Consider the following 17283-nt stretch of genomic DNA (forward strand, 5'->3'; position numbering starts at 1 on the left):
CGTCCGGAGCCGCGGCTCGAGCCCCTCCGGGCGGCCGGGCACCAGCAGCACCTGCACCCACGACGAAGGAGTCACCGCATGTCTTTCCCCACCCCCGGCACGCCGATCGGCCGCAGGACCGTCCTGGTCGGCGCCGGCTCGGTCGCGGCCCTGTTCACCCTCGCCGCCTGCGCGCCCGGAGGCTCGAGCGCTCCGGCAGCGAGCTCCTCTGTCGACGTGAGCACCGAGCTCACCAGCGACACCGTCGAGCTCGTCATCGCCGACGAGACCGGCTTCCCCGTCACCGACAAGCTGACGGAGGAGTTCACGAAGCAGTTCCCGAACGTCACCTTCACCATCAACCGCGACACCTTCGCGAACCTCACCGCCAACTCGCCGAAGCTGCTCGCGAGCGACACTCCGCCGGACCTCATCCGCCTGCCCACCATCGGCGACACCGTCAAGGACGGCCTGCTCGCCGACCTCGACCCGTGGTTCGACGCCTACGGCTGGGACGCCTGGTCGGCCTCGCAGCTCGCCCCGCTCCGCGTCGACTCCGACGGCGTCCGCGGGAAGGGCTCGCTCTACCAGCTGGGCCTGGGCTACAGCGTCACCGGCATCTACATGAACCTGGAGCTCGCGAAGCAGCTCGGGATCGACGCCCCGCCGACCACGCTCGCCGAGTTCGAGGAGGACCTCGCGAAGGCGAAGGCCGGCGGCGTCCTGCCGATCATGGCCGGCGACAAGGACGGAGTGGTCAACTTCGTCGTGCAGGCGGCGATGAACCAGTACGCCGACAAGCAGGAGATGGCCGACTGGATCTTCACGGTCCCCGGCGCCACCTACGAGACCGACGGCAACGTGAAGGGCGCGGAGCTCGTCCGCACCTGGGCCGACGCGGGCTACTTCCCCTCGGACATCAACGCGATCGACTACTCCTCCTTCGTCAGCCGCTTCCAGGGCGGCGAGGGCCTGTTCGCCTTCAACGGCAACTGGGCGGCCGCCGACACGCAGACCAAGATGGGCGACGGCGTCGACTTCTTCCTGGTGCCCCCGGCCGAGGAGGGCGGGAGCCACGTGGCCATGGGCGCCGCCAACTCGTTCTCGGTCGCCGCGAAGTCGTCGCACCTCAACGAGATCGTCTTCTTCCTCAACTGGATCCACACGAACGAGGCCGCGCGCCAGATCGTCGTCGACGTGACCGGTGCCGCTCCCGGCGGCGACCCGGCCCAGGCGCTCCCCGAGGTCGAGTCGGGCTCGCTGCTCGAGCAGGCGCTCGCCATGTCGGCGCAGATCGGCGCGGAGGACGGCCAGGTCGACTTCATGTCGAACGCGACCGCGGGCATCTACGCGGGCGCGATCATCCCGGAGTCGCAGCTGCTGGTGACCAGCCAGATCTCCGGCCAGGACTTCGTCACGGCCGTGCAGGAGTTCTACGCGAAGGAACTCGCCGGATGACCGCGGCCGGCCCTCTCGTCTCGAGCGCCGTCGACCGCGGGGGCCGGAGCGGGACGCCGCGCCGCAGGAGCACTGCGGCGCGGCGGGCGACCCTCGTCGGCTGGCTCTTCGTCGTGCCGGCCCTGCTCGTCTACATCGCGTTCGTCATCTACCCGCTGATCACCGGGGTGCAGTACTCGTTCTACAAGTGGAACGGCGTCGGCCCCTCCGAGTGGGTGGGCTTCTCGAACTACCTCCGCGTGTTCACCGATCCCGACCTGCTCGGCTCGATCGGCAACGCCTTCGTGCTGATCCTCTACTTCACGGTGATCCCGGTCTCGGCGGGCCTGGTCCTCGCGAGCCTGCTGCGCTCGATGCGCCCCGGCGTCTTCTCGAGCGTGTCGCAGACGATCCTGTTCCTGCCGCAGATCATCCCGCTCGCCGCGGCCGGCATCGCCTGGTCGTGGATGTACTCGCAGACCGGAGCGGTCAACCAGATCCTGCAGGCCGTCGGGCTCGGCTCGCTCGCGCGGCCGTGGCTGGGCGACTTCCAGACCGCCCTCCCCGCCGTCGGATTGATCGGCTCGTGGGTGCTCACCGGGCTCTGCACGGTCCTCTTCCTCACCGGCATCGGCAAGATCGACGTCTCGCTCTACGAGGCCATCCGTCTCGACGGCGGCACGTGGCTGCGGGAGTTCTTCACCATCACGGTCCCGGGCCTGCGCCAGGAGATCTCGGTGCTCACCACGATCACCGTGATCGCAGCGCTGAGCAGCTTCGACATCATCTACACGACCACGCTCGGCGGCCCCGGCCGCTCGACCCTGGTGCCCGGCATCTCGATCTACCGGATCGGCTTCACCCAGAGCGACGTGGGGCTCGCCTCCGCCTTCGGGATCGTGCTGATGGTGCTCGTGCTCGCCTGCGTCCTCCCCCTCCAGCGCCTCTCGAGAGTGAGCGACCGATGATCGTCACCAAGTCCGAGGTCGTCATCGGCCGCGTCGTCCTGATCGTCGTGCTCGTGCTGACCGTCATCCCGCTGGTCAACATGCTCTCGGCGGCGCTGCAGCCGGCGGACGTGAATCCGACCGGCCTCACCTGGCCGACGGACCCGCAGTGGGGCAACTTCGCCCAGGCCTTCGAGACCGGGCACGTCCTGCAGCTGATGGGGTCGAGCGCCCTGATCGTGCTCGGCGTCGTCCCGATCAGCCTGCTCTTCGCGACCCTCGCCGGCTACGCGCTCGGCAACCTGCGCATCCGCGGCGGCGGGTTCGTCTTCGTGTTCCTCATCCTCGGGCTCACGATCCCGTTCGAGTCGCTGATCATCCCGCTGTACTACGAGATCCAGTCGCTGGGCCTGCTGAACACCCAGTGGGCGATCATCCTGCCGCTGATCGGGCTCTACATGCCCTTCAGCGTCGTGTGGATGCGCGCGCACTTCGTCCGGATCCCGTCCGAGCTCTCGGAGGCGGCGCGCGTGGACGGCGCGACGACCTGGCAGGAGTTCCGCCGGATCCAGCTGCCGCTCGCGCGCCCGGCCCTGTCGGCGCTCGCGATCCTGCTGTTCCTCTGGACCTGGAACCAGTTCCTCCTGCCGGTGGTGCTCGTCTCCGATCCGCTGGACCGCACCGTCGCCGGAGCGCTCACCTTCTTCCAGGGGCAGTACAGCAACAGCATCCCGCTGCTCAACGCGGGCGCGCTGCTGATCATCGTGCCGACGATCCTGGTCTTCGTGATCTTCCAGCGGCAGTTCATCACCGCTCTGCTGCAGGGCGCGGTGAAGGGGTGACCGCGGTGCACGGAGTCGTGGAGCCCGGGTTCGAGGGGGTCCGCGACGCCTTCGCCGAGGCCGTCCGGCCCGGCTCGGGAGCGGCGGTCGCGGTGCGGCTGCACGGCCGGCCGGTCGTCGACCTCTGGGCGGGAGAGGCGGGGGCGGAGGAGCCGTGGCGGGAGGACACCCTCAGCGTCGTCTTCTCGTGCACGAAGGGCCTCGTCTCCCTCCTCGCCGCACGTCTCGTGCAGGAGGGGCTGCTCGACTACGACGCCCGGGTGGCCGACTACTGGCCCGAGTTCGCCGCGGCGGGCAAGGCCGACGTGCGCGTGCAGGACCTGCTCGCCCACCGGGCCGGGCTCTCGGCCCCCCGCCTCCCGCTCACGACCGCCGACCTCGCCGACTGGGACCTCGTCGCCGGGCGCCTCGCCGAGCAGGAGCCCCTGTGGGAGCCGGGAACGGGCTACGCCTACCACCCGATCACGCACGGCTGGCTGATCGGCGAGGTGATCCGCCGGGTGACCGGGCGGAGCGTCGGCGCCGCGTTCCAGGAGCGGATCGCCGGACCGGTCGGCGCGGAGGCGTGGATCGGGCTGCCCGCCTCCGAGCAGGGCCGCGTCGCGACGATGCTCGTCGGCCCCACCCTCGCCGAGCTCACGGCGGCGCAGGCCGCGGCGCGCACCCCCGGAGTCGTCGACTGGGGCGAGCGGGCGATGACTCTCGGCGGTGCGCTGCCCGTCGAGCTCGTCGGACCGGGCACGGGCTTCAACGATCCCGTGCTGCAGGCCGCCGAGATCCCCGGGGCGGGCGGCATCGGCTCGGCCCGGGCGCTCGCCGCGATCTGGTCGGCGGCGTTCACCGAGACGGACGGCGTGCGGCTGCTCGAGGACGCGACGATCGAGCGGGCCACCGCTCCGCTCAGCAGTGGCCCGCCGGTGTGGCCGGTGCCGGGCCCGTGGCCGGCCTGGGGCTGCGGCTTCCAGCTCGGCACGGACGCGCGCCGGTACCTCACGCCGAGCGGCTTCGGGCACGACGGCGCGGGCGGACAGGTCGCCTTCGCCGACCCGGACGCGGGAGTCGGCTTCGCGTTCCTCACCAACCGGATGGAGGGGGTCGGCGACGTGCGCGCGACCCGCGTCGTCGAGGCGCTCGCGACCGCGCTGCGACTGCCCGTTCCGCGCGGACTCTGACCCCTCCGTGCGGACTCTGATCGCTCCGCCCCACCCCCGTCAAGGGGTGGGGCACCCGGTCGGCGCCGTCCTAGCGTCGGGGGACGGGCCGACCGGAGGGGCGGTCCGGGATCCAGGGGAGGGCGAGATGCAGAAGCTGTACTACGCGAGCGGATTCGTGCTGCTGGGCGACGAGGTGTGCTCGGCGGTCGTCGAGTACGCGCAGGCGCTGGCGAACGTGGGGAAGTCGGACCTGGTCGTGGTGCCGTCGCTCTCGGACGAGGGGCTGCGAGGCGAGACCCGTCTCCTGGTCGGACCGGCCAGCCAGCTCTTCACCAGCCCGGCGCTCGACCGCGGCGTCGACCTCGATGACCCGGAGGCGGTGGAGTCGATGCGCGAGAAGACCCGACGGCTTCAGCCCGCGCGGCCGACCGTGCAGCCGCGCGGCGAGGGCGACGACAGCGAGGACGACGGCGGGACCGACTACCTCTGACGCCTCAGGTGTCGAGCGTGGTGCTGGGGCGCTCGCCGAAGCGGTGGGCGTACGAGGCCGAGAACCGACCGAGGTGCGCGAAGCCCCAGCGCCGTGCGACCTCGCTGACGCTGACGACTCCGGACTCGCCCGCCCGCAGCTCCTTCTGCACGCCGTCCAGCCGGATCCGCCGCAGGTAGTCGACCGCGGTGAAGCCGAACTCGCGCCGGAACTCGGTCTGCAGCGTCCGCAGGCCGATGCCCGCCGCGTCGGCGATCTGCTCGGTCCGGAGCGGCTCGTGGGCGTGCTCGTACATGTACTCGATCGCCTGGCGGAGGCGCCCCGAGCGGGGTACTCCGAGGTCGCCGGGAGTGTCCAGCGTCGAGTGCGGGAAGGTCTCGAGCAGGGCGACGGCGACCGCGCGGTCGGCCTCGCGGCGCAGCAGCGGCGAGCTGTCGGCGTCGTAGATCACCCGGGCGACCGTCGCGACGGTCGCCGACCAGCGCCGCAGCGCCGCGCCCTCGGGTCGTGCGGTGGTGTCGAAGAGGAGGGGGCCGCGGGTGCCCTCGACCTCCTCCGCGATGCCCTCGAGGTACGCGCCGTCGAAGTGGATGAGGTTCTGGCGGTAGTCGTGGAACTCGAACCGGCTGGGGCGGTCGTTGACGAAGATCGCCGGCTGCCCGAATCCGAGGGTCACCGCGTCGCCGTCGAGATCGGTGACGCCCGCGCCGGCGGTCAGCCACGAGACGACGTACTCGCCCTCGGTCTGGATCGAGCCCTGCACGGAGCCGGCGAACTGGCTGCCGCGGAGCGTCACATCGCCGTCGCCGACGGAGGTGTAGCGGTACGAGAAGTCCTCGCCGGGCTCGACGACGAAGCGGTGCCCGTTGTACGACTGCTCGAAGAGGGCCCGCGCCTGCTCGATGTCACGCCCGCCGATGTCGGAGCGCATGACCTCGTCCTTCTCGTTCATCCCGATCAGGGTCGCACGAGGAGCGCTCCTCACCGCGTGCCCCGAACGGGGAATTCGTTAAGCGGATAAACCAGTCGCGGGTCCGGCGGCGCGGGTCATGGCCTGGACGGTCGCCGCCTGGAACTGCGTGAGCAGCACCACGGTGTGCCGCGCTCCGGCTTCCACGGCGAGCGAGAAGGTGGCGCCGGCCGGAGTGGCCCGCCAGGAGCGGATGTCGCGGGTGCCGACGCGGGTCGAGTCTCCGGTGCCGGCGCTCCGCAGCACCAGGGAGTCGGGCAGCACGCAGAGCGCGCCCGTCACGCCGTCGACAGTGGAGGAGCACTCGAAGCCCGCGTCGTCGTGCACTGCACCGGCGAGCTCGACGAAGTCGGTGACCTCCATCGGCTCGTCGTCGTCGCGCCTGGACACGGCGCGCTCAGGCAGCGTGCGTGAGCCCGGAGGACTCGGGCTGCTGCGCCGGCTCGGTGACGATCCGCAGGCCCCGTCCGCTGTTGGCCTCCTCCATCAGTGCGCGCACCCAGGTGGCGTTGATCGCCGGCATGCGGCTTCCGTGGAACGAGAACTGGAGGGGGATGGTCGGGTGCAGCCACAGTGTCTGGCGTCCGGTGCCGTGCGCGCTCGAGGCGTCGAGCTGGAAGGCGAACGCCTCGTCGCGGCGGAACTTGTTGATCATGACGATCTGGAGGTGCGCGAGCGCGCGGTCGTCGATCTCGTGCGAGGTGGGGGGAGTGCCGTAGAGGAGAGCGCCCATGGTGCGTGCCGCCGTTCTGTGCTGTGTCGCGGGTGCCGGCCGCGACGGTGGGGTGCCCCGGCGAGTGCCGCCGGGAGGGGGAGTGCGAGATGGTGGGGGTGTTCGTGGGGAGCAGGACCCGGGGTGTGCTGTGCCGCCGAGTCGAGTGTCCGGAGTGTCGATCCGGGGGTGCCGGGCTCCGGGATGTCGAGCCCGGATGCCGTCGCGCCGAGCCGTCGATCCCCGTTGACGCCTGCTCTGCAGGCCCGTGGAGTCGGGCGGTCGGGCCGTCCCTCCGGCTGTTCTCCGAAAGTACGCCCCTCGTTCGGAGGGCACGTGCCGCTATCCGGAATGCGAAGCAGTGGCCCCGGCCGCCGGGCGGACTCCCAGCCGGGCGACTCCGAGGCTCAGTTGCGGGGTGCCTCCGGTGGGCGGGGCGGCTGCGTCGAGACACCGTGCTCGTGCGCGAGACACCGCCTCGGCAGTGAGGTGCCGGGCGGGCCGGCAGTGTCTCGGCAGGGCGGGGCAGGTGTCGGTGGGTGCTCGGACGGGAGTAAGGCCCCCTGCGTACGCGCTGCGCGAGCTCCTGCGGCGAGACGCTGCTCTCGTGTGAGAGGCGCCGCCTTCCGCGGTGGTGTCTCGCCGGGTTGGCGGTGTCTCGGCAAGTCGGCGGGAGGAGGAGGGTGCGCTCCTCCGCGAGTCGTCGCGCCGCCGCTCCGGCGGGGGTGCCGACGCTCAGAAGGCGTAGCGGACGCGGCAGTAGGGGAGGCGCTCGGCGAGGAGGGCGCGGAAGCGGTCGAGGGCGGCGCGCTTGAGGTCGCGTCGGTAGCGGATGTTGACGGCGCCGTTCTCGGAGACCTTCTGCTCCTGGCGCCCCGGCTGCCAGAGCAGCGACTCCGCCCTGGGGTGCCAGCCGAGGTTCACCTCGTGCAGGCCCTCGTTGTGGGTGAGGAGGATCACCTCGGCCGCGAGCTGCGCCTTCGCCCGCGGGTGGAGGGCGGCGTCCAGCTGGTCGAAGAGCTCGGTCCAGTCCTGCTGCCAGGTCTCGGTGAGGATCACGGGCGAGAAGTTGACGTGCACCTCGTAGCCGGCGTCGACGAAGTCGTTGATCGCCGCGATCCGCTCGGCCATCGGCGAGGTGCGGATGTCGGTGACCTTCGCCGTCTCGGCGGGCATCAGCGAGAAGCGGATGCGCGTGCGCCCGAGCGGGTCCCACTCGAGGAGCTCGCGGTTGACGTACTTGGTCGCGAAGGACGCCTTGGCGGTGGGCGACATCCGGAACAGCTCGCAGAGGTCGCGGACGTTCTCGCTCAGCAGTGCGTCGACGGAGCAGTCGCTGTTCTCGCCGATGTCGTAGACCCAGGCCTCCGGGTCGCACTGGTTCGCCTCGGCCTTGGGGCCCTGCTTGGCGATGTGCCGGGCCAGGTGGCGCTGGATCTGCTCGATGTTCGTGAAGAGCGTGATCGGGTTGCTGTAGCCCTTCCTCCGCGGCACGTAGCAGTAGACGCACGCCATGGCGCAGCCGTTGGCGGTGGAGGGGGCGATGAAGTCGGCCGAGCGGCCGTTCGGACGCGTGACGAGCGACTTCTTCACCCCGAGCACGAGAGCCTCCGTCTTGATGCGCACCCAGCGCGCGACGTTCGCCTCGTCGCCGTGCACCTCCGGGATCAGCCAGTGCGACTCGACGGGCACGATCTCGGCGCCCGGCCACCGCGCCACGACCTCCTGCCCGCGGGGCAGCTCGAGCGCGGCCGGCTCGGCGTAGATCCGCCGGATGTCGAGCAGGCGCCGCTCGCGGACCGGCGCGGACGCGGGGCTCAGAGCGGTGTCGGACATGAGTCCGTTCTACCGGCGACCACCGACATCCGCGGGGACGGGGTCGTCGCCCGCCGCTGGGATCCTGCGGCCTCCTGCAGGAACCGTGGCGCCGCTCCCTCAGGATGGAGGCATGCCCTCCTCCGCCGACCGCTTCCGCCGCGCCGCCGTCGAGCTCGCGCAGACCTCCGAGCGGCAGGTCGAGTGGGCGCTCGCCGTCGCGGACGACGCGCGCCTCCTCGCCCTGATCGACGAGCTGCCCGCGCAGCACCGGCGGCCGTCCCTCCTCTTCTCGGTCGCGCGGCTGCTCGGCGTGCCCGACGTCGACGGCGCCGGATTCGCCGCGTGGCTCCGGAGCGAGTGGGCGCGGGTGGCGCCGGTGGCGGCGGAGCGGAGGACGCAGACCAACGAGGCGCTGCGGTGCGCGCCCCTGGTCGCGGCGCTGGAGCGGATCACGAAGCCGGGCGAGCCGGTGGCGCTCGTCGAGATCGGCGCCTCCGCGGGGCTCTGCCTGGCGCCGGAGCGGTACTCCTACGCCTTCACGGCGAGCGACGGCGAGGCGAGGCTCGGGTCGGGCGCGCCTCTGCTGCGGTGCGCGGTGAGCGGAGGCGCGGCGCCGGCACGGCTGCCGGTCGTCGCGTGGCGCCGGGGTCTCGACCTGGCGCCGCTCGACGTCCGCTCGCCCGAGGACGTCGCCTGGCTGGAGGCGCTGCTCCCGCCCGACCGTCCGGAGCGGACCGCGCGGCTCCGCTCGGCCGTGGAGACTCTGCAGGACGACCCGCCCACGATCGTCGCGGGCGATGCGGCCGCCGAGCTGCCCGCCCTGCTCGACGCAGTGCCGCCGGGTCTGCGGACGGTGGTCGTCTCGCTCGGGACCCTGGTCTACCTTCCGTGGGCCGCGCGCGAGAGCGTCCTGGTGACGGTCGCCGATCGCGGCGCGAGCCTGGTGACGCTCGAGGCGGAGGCGCTGCTCCCGCACCTCGTCGCCGCGCGCGGGGACCGCACGGCTCCCGAGCCGACGCCGTTCCTGCTCGCCGCCGACGGCGTCCCGCTCGCGAGCGCGGCCGCCCACGGCGGCACCCTCTCCTGGCTGGCCTGAGCCGCGCTCCAGCGCTGTGTGCGGGCTGCCCGAAGCTCGGGAGGTGCCCGGCGCCCGGTGACCGGTGCCCGCTCCGCCCCGCTCCTCCGCCCGCTGTTCAGAAGTCGTCGCACTCGGCGTCGACTGCGACGACTCCTGGACTCTCGCGGAGGAGCGAGCACCGAAGCCCGAAGCTCAACGCGCAGAGCTCTGAGCTCAGGCGCTCGGCCCGATCGTCCGCCCACTGTTCAAGAGTTGTCGCACTCAGCGTCGAGTGCGACAACTCCCGGACAGTCGCGAAGGAGAGGGGGTCGAAATGCAGCGCCGAGAGCTCGGAGTCCCGGCGCTCGACCCGCGCCCACTGTTCAAGAGTTGTCGCACTCGGCGTCGAGTGCGACAACTCCTGGACTCTCGCGGAGGGGAGGACGGTCGAGCGCAGGACTCAGAGCTCAGAGCCAGAGCTCAGAGCGTCCAGCGTCCAGCGCCCAGCGCCCAGCGTCCAGCGCCCCAGCGCCCTACAGCCCGTCGACCACGAGCTGCGTCGCGCGCGGGACGTACGAGGTGTTCGTCGTCGGGTCCCAGCCCACGAGCGCGACCGCGTCGCCGCCGACGCGCGCGGTGATGCCCACGAGCGAGAACGGCTTGCCGCCCACGGCTCCGGACACCTTCCAGCCGAGCGTCTCGTCGGCGCCGGTCAGCGTCTGCTCGGTGCGCTCGACGGTCGTCTCGACCGGCACACCCTGCATGGCGAAGAGCGTCGAGCCGGAGGCGCAGCGCGTGGTCGCGTCGGTGGCGCTCGCGAGGAGCGAGGCGGCCGCGTCGGCGGTGCCGGTGCTCGACACGACGGCGGTCATGGAGCGGTCGGCGCTGGTGCCGTACGAGAGTCCGGCGGCGGGCTGCGCGGTGTCCCAGCCCAGGCCGAACGGCGAGAGGCAGCTGGCGTCGGTCGCGGTGAGGCCGGGGTAGATCGAGTCGAGCATCTCCTGGATGCTCGCGTACTCGCCGGGCACGAACTGCACGCCGGTCAGCACGGCGGCCACCTGCTCGCCGGTCTTCTGAGCGGTGTCGGCGGCAGGGGCGGCGGCCGTCGCGGTGGCGGACGGGGCGGCCGACGACGAGGGGAGCGTCGGGGTGAACGGGCGGAGGGTCGATCCGCTCGTCGCGGTCCCCGCGCAGCCCGAGAGGGCGAGCAGCAGCACGCCTCCCATCAGAGTCGTGCGCAGCAGTGTCTTGGACATCATGTCTCCCCCTTCGCCCGCCGGCGCCGCACCGGGGCGCCTGAGGCTAGCAGAGCCTCGCGTCCCGGAGGCGGCCCGGCGCCGCCCGCAGGACTGAGGCGGCCCGGTGGCACCCGCAGACCGGAGGCGGTCCGGCAGCGCGTGCGGATCGGAGTCGGCCCGGCCCCACCCGCGCAACGGAGCGCGAAACCGCGAACCTCCGCCTCCGACGGCCGTTCCCGCCGCCTCCGCTCCGCCGCTCAGATCTCCGTGTGCCCGAGCTCGGCTCCCGCGAGCAGGCGGATCTCCGGCTCGGCGATGCCTTCCAGCTCCAGCACAACGACGCGGTTGCGGCCGGCGCGGGTGACCGGCGAGGGGACGATCAGCGTCCGCTGCGGTCCGCGGCGCCAGTAGCGCCCGAGGAGGAAGCCGTTCACCCAGACCAGTCCCTTGCCCCAGTGCAGCGTGTCCACGTAGAGGTCGGCCTGCTCGTCGAGATCGAACGAGCCGGAGGCGAGCTGCGGTCCGGCCGAGAACGCCGGCGCCGCGACGGCCAGGTCGGGGAGGCACTCCAGCGCGAGGGCACGCGCCGCCCAGCCGGTCAGCGGGGCGCCGTCGAGCGTCACGCCTCCGATCAGGCCCTTGTGCTCGCCGATGCGTGTGCCGTAATTTACCCGGCCCTGGTTCTCGACCAGGATCGCGAGCTCGCCGCGTCCGCTCGGCAGAGTCAGCGCCCGCTCGTGGTGGTCGCGCGCCAGCACGCCCACCGGCACGCCGTCCAGCAGCACCCAGGCGCGGTCGCGCACCTCCTCGCCCACCACGAGGCGGGCCGGAGCGGAGGAGCCGTCGAGCGTCGTCGTGAAGAGCACGAAGCCGTCGTCGTGGCCGAGGTCGTCGAAGCTGGCCATCGCGTCGAGGTGCGCGGCCGGTCCGAACGCCTGGCCGAGGCCGAGCAGCGCCGGGCCGGGGACGAGCGGAGCGGTCAGGGCGGGGGCCGGCGGGCGCACCGCGGGCACCTCCTCCGGCACCGGCGCGTAGCGCGCGATGACGTCGCGGAACGCCCAGAACTTCGCGGTCGGGTCGCCGCCCTCGTCGAGCGGGGCGTCGTAGTCGTAGCTCGTCGTGATCGCGGCGTAGCGGCCCTTGTCGTTCGCGCCGCTGGTCAGGCCGAAGTTGGTGCCGCCGTGGAACATGTAGATGTTGACCGAGCCGCCGGCCGCGAGCAGCGTGTCGAGCTCCTGGGCGGAGGCGTCGGCGTCCGTCGTGTGGTGCTGGGTGCCCCAGTCGTCGAACCAGCCGCACCAGAACTCCATGCACATCAGCGGGCCGGTGGGCTGGAACTCGCGCAGCGTCGCGAGGCGCTCCGTGGTCCGCGAGCCGAACGAGCCGGTGAGGTGCAGGCCCGGCAGGCTGCCGTCGGCGAGCATCTGCGGAGTGGGCTGGTCGATGGTGGTCAGCGGGACCGTGATGCCGGAGTCGCGGGTCACCCGCACGAGCTCGGCCAGGTACTCCTTGTCGGAGCCGTACGCGCCGTACTCGTTCTCGATCTGCACGAGGACCACGGGCCCGCCGGCATCGATCTGGCGCGGAGCCACGATCGAGTACACGCGGCGCAGGTAGTCGCTGACCGCGGCGAGGTAGTTCGGCTCCGAGCGGCGCACGCCCACCTCGGGGTCGCGGAAGAGCCAGGCCGGGAGGGCGCCGTTGTCCCACTCCGCGCAGATGTAGGGGCCGGGGCGCACGATCGCGTGCATGCCCTCGGCGGCGATCAGGTCGAGGAAGCGGCCCAGGTCGAGCCCGGCGTCCTCGCGCCACTCGCCGCGGCGCGGCTCGTGCGCGTTCCAGGCGACGTAGGTCTCGATGGTGTTCAGGCCCATCAGGCGGGCCTTGCGGATCCGGTCGGCCCAGAGGTCCGGGTGGATGCGGAAGTAGTGCAGCGCCCCCGACAGGATGCGGTGCGGGCGGCCGTCGAGCTCGAAGTCGACGGTGCCGATGGCGAAGCGGCTCTCGGGAGCGGTGGTCATCTGGATCCCCCTCAGGATCGGTGCCCGGTGTGTCCGAGCGTGAGAACGACGCGGGGCCGACCGGAGCGATCCGGCCGGCCCCGCGTCGAGCAGTGGTGCTACTCCGAGACGGTGAAGCCCTGCGCGTTGCCGTACTGGACGAGCTTGCTCTGCCAGTCGGCGAGGCCCTGGTCGAGGCTGGTGCCGTTGGCGTACGCCTGGCCGACGGTGTCGCCGAAGACGCTGTTCGCGTAGACCTGGTAGGGCAGGTACGACCAGCCGGAGCGGACGGCCTTCGAGGCCTGGGTCAGCACCTCGTTGATCTTCTGGCCGCCGAAGTACTCCGACTCCTGACCGGTGAAGTCCGAGCTGTCGAGGTCGGCCGTGGTCGACGGGAATCCGCCGCTCTGCAGGAAGACGTCGACCGAGGCCTGGTCGCTGTTCAGCCAGCGCAGGAACGCGGCGGCCAGCGCCGGGTTCTCGCTCTGCTTGGTGACGGACTGGCCGCCACCGCCGTTCTCGGCGCTGACGGCGGTGCCGTCGTAGGTCGGGATCGGCGCGACGGCCCAGTCGCCGGAGGCGTCGGGGACGCTGGACTCCAGCACGCCGGGCATCCAGGCGCCGGTCACCAGCGAGGCGATGGAGCCGTCGGCGAGACCCTTGTACCACTCGTCGCCCCAGGCGGGGGTGTCCGAGAGCAGCTTCTTCTCGACGAGCTGGTTCCAGACGCCGGTCCACTTGGCGGTGCCCTCGTCGGCGAGGTCGATCTTCACGTCCGTGCCGTCGGTGGTGAACGGCTCGCCGCCCGCCTGCCAGATCATGCTGGTCGCGAAGCCGGCGTCGCCGGTGTCGGCGGTGATGTACTTCGACGGGTCGGCGGTGTGCAGCTTCTCGGCCGCGGCCACGTACTCGTCCCAGGTGGCGGGGACGGCGATGCCGTACTGGTCGAAGACGGTCTTGTTGTAGAACAGCGCCATGGGGCCCGAGTCCTGCGGGAGGCCGACGAGCTTGCCGTCGATGTTGACGCTGCCCCAGGTGGAGGCGGAGTACTTGTCCTCGAGGTCGCCCATGCCGTACTGCGACAGGTCGAGGAGCGAGTCCGACAGCGCGAACTGCGGCATGGCGTAGTACTCGATCTGGACGACGTCGGGGGCGCCCGAGCCGGCCTTGATCGCGTTCTCGAGCTTGGTGTACTCGTCCTTGTTGGTGCCGGCGTTGACGAGCTCGACGTCGACCTTGGGGTAGGCCTTCTCGAACGCGGCGACCTGCGCCTCGGCGCTGGGGGTCCAGCTCCAGTACGTGATCTTGCCACCGGCCTCGAGAGCGGAGTCGAGGTCGGCGGCGGAGCCGGCGCTCGTGGTCGTGCCGCCACCGGAGGTGGACGAGCAGGCCGCGAGGGAGCCGGCGGCCAGGGCCGCGACGGCCGCGACGGTCAGGGTCCGCCTGAGGGCGGAACGGGCGATCTTCATGGTGGTGTTTCCCTTCACTTCTTCGTGCTGCGGGTGCTGTGGACGGGGCAGGACGCTCCGGCCGGGGGATGGGTAGGGGGAGGGCTCAGCCCTTGACGCTGCCGGCGCTCAGACCGGACTGCCAGAAGCGCTGGAGCCCGAGGAAGGCGACGACGATGGGGATGATCGTGAGGAGCGAGCCCGTGATCACGAGGTTGTAGATCGGCTGCGCGCTGACGCCGGTGGCCTGCGCGTTCCACTGGTTGAGGCCGACGGTGAGCGGGTACCAGGTGGGGTCGCTCAGCATGATCAGCGGGAGGAAGTAGTTGTTCCAGGTCGCGACGACCGAGAACAGCAGCACGGTCACGATGCCGGGGGCGAGGAGGCGGATGGAGATGGTGAAGAAGGTGCGGAACTCGCCCGCCCCGTCCATCCGCGCCGCTTCGAGCAGCTCGGTGGGCACCGACTCCACCGCGTAGACCCACACCAGGTACAGGCCGAACGGGCTGATCAGCGACGGGATGATGATCGCCCACGGGGTGTTGGTCAGGCCGAGCTGGCTGAACATGAGGAACGTCGGGACGGCGAGGGCCGTGCCGGGCACCGCGATCGCTCCGAGCACCACGGCGAAGACCGCCTTGCGGCCCGTGAAGCGGAACTTCGCGAGGCCGTAGCCGGCGAGCGTGGCCAGGAGCGTCGCTCCTCCGGCGCCGACGACGACGTAGAGCAGGGTGTTGCCGAGCCAGCGGAGGAAGATCCCGTCGCGGTAGCTGAGGGTGTCGGCGATGTTCTGGAAGAAGACGAAGTCGCCGTCGAACCAGAGGCCGAAGCTCGAGAGCAGGCCGGCCTGCGTCTTCGTCGCGTTGATGACCAGCCAGGCCAGCGGCACGAGGCTGTAGAGGATGAAGACCGACATCAGCAGGGTGAAGGCGATCGACTTCTTGGGCTGCACCGAGGAGCCGCGGCGGGCGGCCGGGCGCTTCGGGGCGCGGGCGGGCGTCCGGGGAGCGGTCGCGAGGGCCATCAGTTCTCCTTCCGCGCGCCGCGGAGCTGCACGACGTAGGCGATCACCGCGGTGATCACGCCCATGACGATGGCGACCGTGGCCGACGCGTTGTACTGCTGACCGGCGAAGGACAGGTTGTAGGCGTACATGTTCGGGGTGAAGTAGGTGGTGATGATGTTCGGCGCCAGCGTCCGGAGGATGTTCGGCTCGTTGAACAGCTGGAAGCTGCCGATGATCGAGAAGATCGTGGCGATGACGATCGCGCCGCGCAGGGCGGGAAGCTTGATCGAGCGGATGACGCGCATCGGGCCGGCGCCGTCGATCTCGGCCGCCTCGTAGAGCTCGGCGGGGATCGTCTTCAGCGCGGAGTAGAAGATGAGCATGTTGTAGCCCACGAACTCCCACGTGACGATGTTGCCGATCGAGGCGAGGATCCAGTCGCGCGAGAAGGGCTGGACGACGTCGGAGCCGAGCAGGTCGTTGACGTTCGCGGCCAGGCCGAAGTTGTCGCCGTAGATGAAGCCCCACATCAGCACCGCGACGACCGCGGGGACGGCGTAGGGGAGGAAGACCACGATGCGGAAGAAGCCGGTGCCGTGGAGGCGCCCGCTGTCGATCGCGAGGGCCGCGACGAGGGCCAGCACGAGCATCACGGGGACCTGCACGACCAGGAACAGCAGGACGCGGCCGAAGCCCTCCCAGAAGTTCGGGTCGGTGAAGATCGCGGCGTAGTTCGCGAAGCCGACGAAGGAGTTGCCGCCCACCAGCTGCTCGCGGAAGAGGCTGAGGTAGATCGAGTAGACGACCGGGGCGATGAAGACCAGGAGGAAGACGACGAGGAAGGGGGCGACGAACGCCAGGCCCTTCCACTCGCTCTTCGCCCGCGACTTCGGGGCCGCGAGGGGGGACGCCGGAGGGGCGACCTCGCTCAGCGGGACGGGGGGAGACGTCGTCGTCATGGGATTCCGTTCGGGGAGTAGTGCGGGCCCGCCATGTTCACGTCAACATGGCAGAGCGTCACCGTAGCATGTCCACGTCGCCACCCGCGACTGTTCCTGCGTCACGGTTCGGCGCACGATGCACCACGGCTGACGGGCGGCGCGCTATAAAGGGAAGCCCATGTCACTCGAGACCGACCGCCCGTCCCCGTCCACCCGGCCGCGACGCGGCGTCTCGATGGCCGACGTGGCCCGGCGCGCGAACGTCTCGGGCCAGACGGTCTCGCGGGTGTCGAACGGCAAGCAGAACGTCGACGGCGAGACGCGCGAGCGGGTCCTCGAGGCGATGCGGGCCCTCGGCTACCGACCCAACAGCGCGGCGCGGGCCCTGCGGACGGGCCGCTTCCACAGCATCGGCGTGATCATGTTCACGCTGTCCTCGTTCGGCAACATGCGCACCCTCGACGCCATCGCGATCGCGGCCGCCGACGCGGGCTACTCGATCACCCTCATCCCCGTCTCCCACCCCACCCAGGGCGAGGTGTCGGTCGCGTTCCACCGGCTGAGCGAGGAGGCGGTCGACGGCGTCATCATCATCGTCGAGGCGCACCTGCTCGACGAGGCCGACATCGTCCTCCCGCCGGACCTGCCCGTGGTGGTCGTCGACTCCGCCGGCGGCGAGAAGTACCCGGTGGTCGACACCGACCAGATGTCGGGCGCCCGCCAGGCCGTCGAGCACCTGCTCGGACTCGGCCACCGCACCGTGCACCACATCGCCGGTCCCGACCGCTCCTACTCCGCCGAGCGCCGCCACGAGGCGTGGGAGTCGACCCTGATCGAGCGCGGCGCCCCGGTGCCGGAGGTGCTGGTCGGCGACTGGTCCACCGACTCCGGCTACCGCCTCGGCAAGCGGCTCGCCGCCGATCCGGAGGTCACCGCGATCTTCGCCGCCAACGACCAGATGGCGCTCGGCGTGCTGCGCGCCCTGCACGAGGCCGGACGCGCCGTGCCCGGCGAGGTGAGCGTCGCGGGCTTCGACGACATGCAGGAGTCGGCGAGCTTCTGGCCGCCTCTCACGACGGTGCGCCAGTTCTTCGGGGACACGGGCCGCCGCTCGGTCGACATCCTCCTGCGCGAGCTCGAGTCGGGCGAGCGCACCGGCGTCTCGCTCGTGCCGACCCGCCTCATCGTCCGCGAGAGCACCGGCCCGGCCCCCGCCGCCTCCTGACGCTTCCGCGGAGCCCGCC

General features: G+C 71.5%; 16 protein-coding genes. 7 read left to right on the forward strand and 9 right to left on the reverse strand.

Annotated elements, in window-relative coordinates; translation table 11 throughout:
* Positions 1–78 precede the first annotated feature (78 nt).
* The 5 genes from C5D66_RS07845 (at position 79) to C5D66_RS07865 (ending at position 4849) form a co-directional block, all read left to right on the forward strand.
* Positions 79–1437 (forward strand): ABC transporter substrate-binding protein, encoded by a 1359-nt coding sequence (locus C5D66_RS07845; RefSeq protein ID WP_104255797.1) that lies wholly within the window; start codon positions 79–81, stop codon positions 1435–1437.
* Complete coding sequence (locus tag C5D66_RS07850) at positions 1434–2384, forward strand: carbohydrate ABC transporter permease (RefSeq protein WP_104250415.1); 951 nt, start codon at positions 1434–1436, stop codon at positions 2382–2384. Before C5D66_RS07845 ends, C5D66_RS07850 begins: the two co-directional genes overlap by 4 nt.
* Positions 2381–3205 (forward strand): carbohydrate ABC transporter permease, encoded by an 825-nt coding sequence (locus C5D66_RS07855; protein WP_104239126.1) that lies wholly within the window; start codon positions 2381–2383, stop codon positions 3203–3205. Before C5D66_RS07850 ends, C5D66_RS07855 begins: the two co-directional genes overlap by 4 nt.
* Positions 3202–4377: a serine hydrolase domain-containing protein gene (locus C5D66_RS07860; protein WP_104255798.1), complete on the forward strand. Its 1176-nt coding sequence runs from the start codon at positions 3202–3204 to the stop codon at positions 4375–4377. Before C5D66_RS07855 ends, C5D66_RS07860 begins: the two co-directional genes overlap by 4 nt.
* Before the next feature lie 127 nt (positions 4378–4504).
* Positions 4505–4849 (forward strand): hypothetical protein, encoded by a 345-nt coding sequence (locus C5D66_RS07865; protein ID WP_104223414.1) that lies wholly within the window; start codon positions 4505–4507, stop codon positions 4847–4849.
* 4 nt (positions 4850–4853) lie between these two features.
* Here C5D66_RS07865 and C5D66_RS07870 read toward each other — a convergent pair whose 3' ends face one another.
* From C5D66_RS07870 to C5D66_RS07885, 4 genes are all read right to left on the reverse strand, one after another.
* Positions 4854–5801, reverse strand: a complete 948-nt coding sequence (locus C5D66_RS07870; protein ID WP_104223413.1) for an AraC family transcriptional regulator — start codon at positions 5799–5801, stop codon at positions 4854–4856.
* Positions 5802–5858: 57 nt separating this feature from the next.
* Positions 5859–6209, reverse strand: a complete 351-nt coding sequence (locus tag C5D66_RS07875; RefSeq protein WP_104223412.1) for a hypothetical protein — start codon at positions 6207–6209, stop codon at positions 5859–5861.
* Between the two features lie 7 nt (positions 6210–6216).
* Positions 6217–6552: an ATP-dependent DNA ligase gene (locus tag C5D66_RS07880; RefSeq protein WP_104223411.1), complete on the reverse strand. Its 336-nt coding sequence runs from the start codon at positions 6550–6552 to the stop codon at positions 6217–6219.
* A 714-nt stretch (positions 6553–7266) separates the two neighbouring features.
* Complete coding sequence (locus C5D66_RS07885; RefSeq protein WP_104255799.1) at positions 7267–8367, reverse strand: spore photoproduct lyase family protein; 1101 nt, start codon at positions 8365–8367, stop codon at positions 7267–7269.
* A 112-nt stretch (positions 8368–8479) separates the two neighbouring features.
* Here C5D66_RS07885 and C5D66_RS07890 point away from each other — a divergent pair, with 112 nt between their 5' ends.
* Positions 8480–9445, forward strand: coding sequence for a DUF2332 family protein (locus C5D66_RS07890; protein WP_181067906.1), 966 nt, complete (start codon positions 8480–8482; stop codon positions 9443–9445).
* Between the two features lie 494 nt (positions 9446–9939).
* On the opposite strand, the gene C5D66_RS17135 is transcribed toward C5D66_RS07890, so the two are convergent.
* The 5 genes from C5D66_RS17135 to C5D66_RS07920 form a co-directional block, all read right to left on the reverse strand.
* Positions 9940–10665 carry a hypothetical protein gene (locus tag C5D66_RS17135; RefSeq protein ID WP_104234091.1) on the reverse strand — a complete coding sequence of 242 codons (726 nt, stop codon included), beginning with the start codon at positions 10663–10665 and terminating at the stop codon, positions 9940–9942.
* 236 nt (positions 10666–10901) lie between these two features.
* Positions 10902–12665: a beta-galactosidase family protein gene (locus C5D66_RS07905; RefSeq protein WP_104282952.1), complete on the reverse strand. Its 1764-nt coding sequence runs from the start codon at positions 12663–12665 to the stop codon at positions 10902–10904.
* Positions 12666–12763: 98 nt separating this feature from the next.
* Positions 12764–14113, reverse strand: a complete 1350-nt coding sequence (locus C5D66_RS07910) for a sugar ABC transporter substrate-binding protein (RefSeq protein ID WP_104255803.1) — start codon at positions 14111–14113, stop codon at positions 12764–12766.
* Between the two features lie 85 nt (positions 14114–14198).
* Positions 14199–15008: a carbohydrate ABC transporter permease gene (locus C5D66_RS07915; protein ID WP_258062773.1), complete on the reverse strand. Its 810-nt coding sequence runs from the start codon at positions 15006–15008 to the stop codon at positions 14199–14201.
* A gap of 107 nt (positions 15009–15115) precedes the next feature.
* Positions 15116–16057, reverse strand: a complete 942-nt coding sequence (locus C5D66_RS07920; protein ID WP_104255804.1) for a carbohydrate ABC transporter permease — start codon at positions 16055–16057, stop codon at positions 15116–15118.
* A gap of 160 nt (positions 16058–16217) precedes the next feature.
* On the opposite strand from C5D66_RS07920, the gene C5D66_RS07925 reads away from it, so the two are divergent.
* Positions 16218–17264 carry a LacI family DNA-binding transcriptional regulator gene (locus tag C5D66_RS07925; protein ID WP_146076621.1) on the forward strand — a complete coding sequence of 349 codons (1047 nt, stop codon included), beginning with the start codon at positions 16218–16220 and terminating at the stop codon, positions 17262–17264.
* The last annotated feature ends 19 nt before the right edge of the window (positions 17265–17283 follow it).

The sequence above is a fragment of the Rathayibacter sp. AY1B4 genome, assembly GCF_002932815.1.
Classification (GTDB): domain Bacteria; phylum Actinomycetota; class Actinomycetes; order Actinomycetales; family Microbacteriaceae; genus Rathayibacter.

What these genes read in the sequence shown, in the direction of transcription:
- C5D66_RS07850 (WP_104250415.1), top strand. Translation starts at nt 1,434, where the DNA reads ATGACCGCGGCCGGCCCTCTCGTCTCGAGCGCCGTCGACCGCGGGGGC.
- C5D66_RS07920 (WP_104255804.1), bottom strand. Translation starts at nt 16,057, where the DNA reads ATGACGACGACGTCTCCCCCCGTCCCGCTGAGCGAGGTCGCCCCTCCG.
- C5D66_RS07865 (WP_104223414.1), top strand. Translation starts at nt 4,505, where the DNA reads ATGCAGAAGCTGTACTACGCGAGCGGATTCGTGCTGCTGGGCGACGAG.
- C5D66_RS07925 (WP_146076621.1), top strand. Translation starts at nt 16,218, where the DNA reads ATGTCACTCGAGACCGACCGCCCGTCCCCGTCCACCCGGCCGCGACGC.
- C5D66_RS07845 (WP_104255797.1), top strand. Translation starts at nt 79, where the DNA reads ATGTCTTTCCCCACCCCCGGCACGCCGATCGGCCGCAGGACCGTCCTG.
- C5D66_RS07910 (WP_104255803.1), bottom strand. Translation starts at nt 14,113, where the DNA reads ATGAAGATCGCCCGTTCCGCCCTCAGGCGGACCCTGACCGTCGCGGCC.
- C5D66_RS07855 (WP_104239126.1), top strand. Translation starts at nt 2,381, where the DNA reads ATGATCGTCACCAAGTCCGAGGTCGTCATCGGCCGCGTCGTCCTGATC.
- C5D66_RS07915 (WP_258062773.1), bottom strand. Translation starts at nt 15,008, where the DNA reads ATGTCGGTCTTCATCCTCTACAGCCTCGTGCCGCTGGCCTGGCTGGTC.
- C5D66_RS07870 (WP_104223413.1), bottom strand. Translation starts at nt 5,801, where the DNA reads ATGAACGAGAAGGACGAGGTCATGCGCTCCGACATCGGCGGGCGTGAC.
- C5D66_RS07905 (WP_104282952.1), bottom strand. Translation starts at nt 12,665, where the DNA reads ATGACCACCGCTCCCGAGAGCCGCTTCGCCATCGGCACCGTCGACTTC.
- C5D66_RS07880 (WP_104223411.1), bottom strand. Translation starts at nt 6,552, where the DNA reads ATGGGCGCTCTCCTCTACGGCACTCCCCCCACCTCGCACGAGATCGAC.
- C5D66_RS07890 (WP_181067906.1), top strand. Translation starts at nt 8,480, where the DNA reads ATGCCCTCCTCCGCCGACCGCTTCCGCCGCGCCGCCGTCGAGCTCGCG.
- C5D66_RS07885 (WP_104255799.1), bottom strand. Translation starts at nt 8,367, where the DNA reads ATGTCCGACACCGCTCTGAGCCCCGCGTCCGCGCCGGTCCGCGAGCGG.
- C5D66_RS17135 (WP_104234091.1), bottom strand. Translation starts at nt 10,665, where the DNA reads ATGATGTCCAAGACACTGCTGCGCACGACTCTGATGGGAGGCGTGCTG.